The sequence below is a fragment of the Methylomonas rivi genome, assembly GCF_024505165.1.
Classification (GTDB): domain Bacteria; phylum Pseudomonadota; class Gammaproteobacteria; order Methylococcales; family Methylomonadaceae; genus Methylomonas; species Methylomonas rivi.
Window position 1 is genome coordinate 1 of record NZ_JANIBK010000188.1, and the last position, 5,928, is coordinate 5,928.

A 5,928-nucleotide genomic window follows, 5' to 3' on the forward strand; every position below is an offset into this window, starting at 1 on the left:
GGGGCGGCACGTTGCCGCCGTGGCCGGCCCACTCGCAGGCGGCGCAGTCGCCGATCGCGAAAATATTATCGTCGCCGGTTTTCAGCGTCTGGCCGACCACCAATTGATTGATGTGGTTGGTTTCCAAACCATCGAGATTCTTCATCCAGTCCGGCGCCTTGATACCGGCCGCCCAGACTTTTAAATCCGCATCGAACACTTCGCCGTCGTAGGTGTGCACTTCGGTTTCGGTCACTTCCGTGACTTTGCGGCCCAGTTTTAACTGGATGCCCAGTTTGATCAATTGCTCCTGGGTGGCTTGCGACAGGCGCGGCGGCAAGGCCGGCAATAATTGGCTGGCGGCTTCGATAATGGTGATGTTGACGTCTATCGAGCCTTCCAGCCCGTAGGTGGCCAGCAGTTTAGTCACTTCATGCAGCTCGGCGGACAATTCCACGCCCGTCGCCCCGGCGCCGATGATGACAATCGACAACGGCTTGTCGCGCTGGTGACTTTGGTTGGCGTAAGACTGTATGTAATAAGTCTCCACCAGCTGTTTTTGAAAACGGAAAGCTTCCTTAGTGGTATCGATGAAGCGGCAATATTTATCAACGCCCTTGATGCCAAAGGTGTTGCTGACGCTGCCGACCGCCATCACCAGCGTGTCATACTTGAAGCGGCGTTGCGGAATGATCTCTTCGCCCTTCTTGTTGGTAATCGAGCTGACGATGATTTCCTTGTTTGCCCGATTCAAACCTTCCATTTTGCCGAACAAGAAACGGAAGTGATTACTATGCGCCTGGGCCAGATATTCGATTTCCTCGGCCTCGGCCAACGTGCCGGACGCTACTTCGTGCAGCAAGGGCTTCCAGATATGGGTTGAAGCGGCGTCCAGCAGCGTAACTTCCGCAAGTCCGGGTTTGCCCAATTGTTGGCCAAGACGGGTTGCCAGTTCCAGACCGGCGGCTCCTCCGCCGATAATCAGGATTTTATGTATGTCATCAGCCATGTCGTGTCTTCCCCTTAGGATGGAGGGCGCTCGATGCGCATAAAAAATTGTCCATTATTATTGTTGATTTCCATGGCGGGCATTATAACCAATCGCGTCATGCCTGACCGAGTTTGAAGAACCGAATAAAAAACCGCAAAAATCAAGTAAATGATTAGCTGCATACCATCCGCAATGGGTGGCCGGTGTTAACGAATTGTTAAGTTTCGCCTGGCAAATTGACCAAGCATTACTTCAAAAAACACATTAATTCAGGAATATTGGGAGTCAAGCTATGACGGAAACATGTCCCGGTGACGGCGGGAGTTGGAGGCGGATTGCTCGCTTATCCGGCCGTGTCATTCCGCAAACGGTGCTGATTATTTTGTTGGTGGGATGCGCTTCGGAACCGCCAATACCGCCTAGTCCCGAGCGGGCGGAAATCCCGGATTACGATAATCAAGCGTCTTATAACAAGCCCTATACCGTCAAAGGTAAAACCTATTATCCGATGTTGTCGGCGGCGGGTTATCGTACGCGCGGCGTTGCGTCTTGGTATGGCGCCGAATCAGGTAACCTGACGGCCATGGGTAGCCGTTTCAATCCGAATCAATTGACCGCAGCGCACAAAACCTTGCCTTTGCCGTGCAGAGTGAAAGTGACCAATCTAAAAAATGGGCGTTCTATAGTGGTGACGGTTAACGATCGCGGGCCTTTTCATCATGAAAGGCTGATTGATTTATCGCACGCGGCCGCTAAAAAATTGGGGGTCAAAGGGCTGGTGGAAGTTGAGGTGGCGTATACGGATCAGCCGGCTGGCGATTCGTAAGCGCTGAACGTTTGGCAGCCGGTTGTAGTTAAATAGAAATTTGTTTTAAGCGACCGACAGGCCGCGCCCTTTTGCCGCTCCGGCGCTTGATCATGCTTTTAGTGCCCGGTCTGTGCTATATTTCCAAAACTTTATTGCGGAGAGTTTTCCGCGTTTTGGATGATTGCCGTAGTTATGAGAGTTAACACACTACTTTTTCTGGTTCTGGTGGCCGTGCTTGCTCAAGCATGCGGCCAGACCGGTCCTCTGTACTTGCCCGATAGTCCGCCCCCCGTTTACGTGCCCAAACAATCGCCCGACGAAGAACAATAATCATGGATTTTTTTAATTATCGACAAACAAAATTGTTTGCCGAAGAGTGTGCCGTTGAAGATATTGCCGCACAATTCGGTACCCCTTGTTATGTTTACTCTCGGGCTACCTTGGAGCGTCACTGGCGGGCGTTTGACGATGCATTTAAGGGTTATCCGCATCTTATTTGCTATGCCGTGAAAGCCAATTCCAATCTGGCTGTTTTAAATGTATTGGCTCGGTTGGGATCGGGTTTCGATATCGTCTCGGTGGGAGAAATGCGGCGGGTGTTGGCCGCCGGCGGGGCGCCTGAAAAAATAGTGTTTTCCGGCGTGGGTAAACGCGAGGATGAAATTCGGGCGGCATTGCAGGTGGGGATTCGCTGTTTCAATGTCGAAGTCAGCGGCGAGTTGGATCGAATCAATCGCTTGGCGGGCGAATTGGGTGTTATCGCGCCGGTTTCCTTTCGGGTTAATCCGGATGTCGATGCCAAAACCCATCCTTATATTTCCACCGGGCTTAAGGAAAACAAATTCGGCATCGATATACAGTCGGCTATCCATGAGTACCGGCGTGCCGCGCAAATGCCTAATATTAAAATAGTAGGTATCGATTGCCATATCGGCTCGCAATTGACGGAAACCGCGCCGTTTCTGGATGCCATGGACAGGGTGTTGGCATTGGTTGATCAATTGCAGGGCGAAGGTATCTCCTTGCGGCATTTGGATTTGGGTGGCGGTTTGGGGATTTGTTATCGCGACGAGCAGCCGCCGTTGCCTGCCGATTATGTATCGGCTCTCTTGGACAAGTTAGGGGACAGAGGTTTCGAAATTATGCTGGAGCCCGGGCGCGCCATCGTCGGTAATGCCGGGGTTTTGTTGACTAAAGTGGAATACCTGAAGCTGACGGCAGGCAAAAATTTTGCGATTGTCGATGCGGCGATGAATGATCTGGTGCGGCCGTCATTATACGGTGCCTGGCAGGCTATTATTCCGGCGGATACGAACAGCAATGCCGAGCCGTTAACCTGGGATATTGTCGGTCCTGTATGCGAAACCGGCGATTTTCTAGGTAAAAATAGAGAATTAAAAATCACGCCGGGCGATTTACTGGCCGTGCGTTCGGCGGGTGCCTACGGGTTTACGATGAGCTCAAATTACAATTCGCGTCCGCGTCCGGCGGAAGTGATGGTGGACGGAGCGCAAGTCCATTTGATCAGGGAAAGGGAAAGCATCGAACAGTTGTGGGCTGGCGAAAAGCTGTTGCCAGTGTAAATAGGATGATTAATTTCACAAAAATGCACGGGTTAGGTAACGACTTTGTCGTTATTGATGCCATCAATCAAGCCATTAATTTAACCGCCGCACAAATCCGCTTCATTGCGGATCGCCATTTTGGCGTAGGCTGCGATCAGCTCTTGTTGGTGGAGCGCCCGGTTAGTGGGAATGCTGATTTTAAATACCGGATTTTTAATGCCGACGGTGGCGAGGTTGCTCAATGCGGCAACGGTGCTCGTTGTTTTGCGAGATTTGTCAGAGATAAAAAATTAAGTGATAAGGATGAAATTACCGTCGATACCGATGCGGGGCAATTGGTGTTGCGTTTTGATGATGCGGGGTTGATAACGGTAAACATGGGGGTTCCCAGGCATGCGCCGGAACAGATACCGTTGCTAATGCCTAAGGAAGCCAGGCTTTATCGGGCAGAGATTGATGGTGGCATCTTCGAATTCGCGGCCGTTTCGATGGGTAATCCGCATGCGGTGATTCGGGTGGAAGATGTCAGGCAGGCCCCTGTAGAAACAGTCGGCGCTCAATTGGAGCGGCATAAATTGTTTCCGCAACGCGTCAACGTTGGTTTTATGGAAGTCTTAAGCCGGCGGGAAATTCATCTACGGGTTTATGAGCGTGGTGCCGCGGAAACCCTAGCTTGTGGCAGCGGTGCTTGTGCCGCAGTGGTAGCCGGTATCGAGCAGAATTTACTTGATGACAAGGTTGGAGTTAACTTGCCTGGCGGCCATTTAATGATTGAATGGGCTGGTCGCGGGAATCCGGTTTTTATGAGCGGTCCGGCTGAGTCGGTTTACGAAGGGCAAATACGGATATGAATGATCGGCAACAAGAGCAATTAAGCGAACAGCAGATTGCGGACTATTTACAGCAACATCCGGGTTTTTTTAAGAATCACTTGGAGCTGCTCGAGCAGATGTTGATTCCTCATCCCAGCGGCAACGCGATTTCCTTGATTGCCAAGCAGCTCGATCTTTTTAGGGCCAGGCATCAGGAGCAGGAGAATCAATTAACTGCGCTGATCGATATTGCCCGCGAAAATGACGCGGCTTTTAAGCGCATGCATGAGTTGACGTTAGCGATGTTGGAGGCGTCCACACTGCAAGATGCAATTGCTAATTTGGATGAAGTGTTGGCCGAGAGTTTTTTAACTGATTTCGTGGCGGTCAAGATCATTAAGCGAAATTCGGATTCGCCGTTAAATAACTTGTTTGTAGACCCGGGGGATAAAGGGTTGGTATATTTTTCAAGCGAATTGTCGAGTCATCAGCCCAAATGCGGGCGGCCAACATTGGCGCAAGCGCAGTTTTTGTTTGGCGATGCCGCCGCTGAGGTTCGGTCATGCGCGATTATTCCGATGCTATTTACTCAATTAGACGGGTTGCTCGCGATAGGCAGCCGAGACGAGGGGCGGTTTCATTACAGCATGGGGAGCGTGTTCCTGACCCAGATGGGTGAAATTGTAGGCACGCGTTTGATTTCTTTATTGCAAAATTTGGAATAGATATGCCGAATGAGGTCCAGCAAGCCGTGGATTTGTTTTTGGATTATATGCGCGGCGAAAAATGGGCTTCCGGTCATACTCTAGCTAATTACAGTCGTGATTTGGCGCGGTTGCAAAAGTTTTGCGCCGAGAGGGATTTAACCGGTTGGCGGCTTTTGCAAAATACGGATATTAGGCAGTATGTCGCTGTCAGGCATAAATCCGGCATAGGGGCTAAGTCAATACAGCGCGAATTGGCGGCAATCCGAAGTTTTTTTAAATTTTTGTTAAAAAAGCAGCTTGTGGAGCAGAACCCTGCTCAGGGGGTGCAGTCGCCGAAGGTCAGCAAAAAATTGCCAAAAACCCTGGATGTCGATCAGGTGGCGGGCATGTTAGATGCCAAGCCGAATTCCAATTTGGAATTACGCGATTTGGCTATGTTCGAATTATTCTATTCGTCCGGCCTGAGGTTGAGCGAGCTGGTCATGCTTGATAATGCTGACTTGAGTCTGTCCGAGGGTTTTTTAAGGGTGAGGCATGGTAAAGGCGGAAAACAAAGGCAGGTTCCCGTTGGTAGCAAGGCGATAAAAGCGATCCGGCAATGGCAAGCTTGCCGGCCGGATTGCGAGTCATCCGCTTTATTTGTATCGCTGAAAGGAAGTAGGCTGGGGCGGCGTAGCGTGCAACTGCGTTTGGAAAGATGGTGCCGTAAAAATGGCTTGGCCGAGCATATTCATCCGCATATGTTGCGGCATTCGTTTGCAAGCCATTTGTTGGAGTCCAGTCAGGATATTCGAGCGGTTCAGGAATTGCTTGGGCACGCCGATGTCAGTACGACCCAAATTTATACTCATCTGGATTTTCAGCATTTGGCCGGTGTGTATGACAAAGCGCATCCCAGGGCTAAGCGGTCGAAGCCCGATTGAAAAACAAATAAAATACGAAAAACCATTAAAAATCAATAAGAAAGTGATGCTGAAATGTGCTTTCCTGTTCGTATGCAAAATAACTGCTTGACGAATGGAGGTAGGGCTGTATAATGGTCGGCTCTTCGGGGTTGACGGGTTTT

General features: G+C 50.5%; 7 protein-coding genes. 6 read left to right on the forward strand and 1 reads right to left on the reverse strand.

Annotation, left to right across the window (positions count from 1 at the left end):
- The coding region (locus tag NP596_RS19315) for an NAD(P)/FAD-dependent oxidoreductase (protein WP_256617039.1) at positions 1 to 988 on the reverse strand (988 nt) is incomplete at its 3' end.
- Positions 989 to 1,262: 274 nt separating this feature from the next.
- Between NP596_RS19315 and NP596_RS19320 the strand changes: the two genes are divergently transcribed.
- From NP596_RS19320 to xerC, 6 genes are all read left to right on the forward strand, one after another.
- A complete protein-coding gene (locus NP596_RS19320) occupies positions 1,263 to 1,796 on the forward strand; it encodes a septal ring lytic transglycosylase RlpA family protein (RefSeq protein WP_256617040.1) in 534 nt (177 codons plus the stop codon).
- 174 nt (positions 1,797 to 1,970) lie between these two features.
- Positions 1,971 to 2,108, forward strand: a complete 138-nt coding sequence (gene lptM / locus NP596_RS22110; protein ID WP_371927982.1) for an LPS translocon maturation chaperone LptM — start codon at positions 1,971 to 1,973, stop codon at positions 2,106 to 2,108.
- 2 nt (positions 2,109 to 2,110) lie between these two features.
- A complete protein-coding gene (lysA, locus tag NP596_RS19325) occupies positions 2,111 to 3,361 on the forward strand; it encodes a diaminopimelate decarboxylase (protein ID WP_256617041.1) in 1,251 nt (416 codons plus the stop codon).
- 5 nt (positions 3,362 to 3,366) lie between these two features.
- Positions 3,367 to 4,194, forward strand: coding sequence for a diaminopimelate epimerase (dapF, locus tag NP596_RS19330; protein ID WP_305891822.1), 828 nt, complete (start codon positions 3,367 to 3,369; stop codon positions 4,192 to 4,194).
- Positions 4,191 to 4,880 (forward strand): DUF484 family protein, encoded by a 690-nt coding sequence (locus NP596_RS19335; protein WP_256617042.1) that lies wholly within the window; start codon positions 4,191 to 4,193, stop codon positions 4,878 to 4,880. Before dapF ends, NP596_RS19335 begins: the two co-directional genes overlap by 4 nt.
- 2 nt (positions 4,881 to 4,882) lie before the next feature.
- Positions 4,883 to 5,785: a tyrosine recombinase XerC gene (gene xerC, locus NP596_RS19340; RefSeq protein ID WP_256617043.1), complete on the forward strand. Its 903-nt coding sequence runs from the start codon at positions 4,883 to 4,885 to the stop codon at positions 5,783 to 5,785.
- Positions 5,786 to 5,928 lie beyond the last annotated feature (143 nt).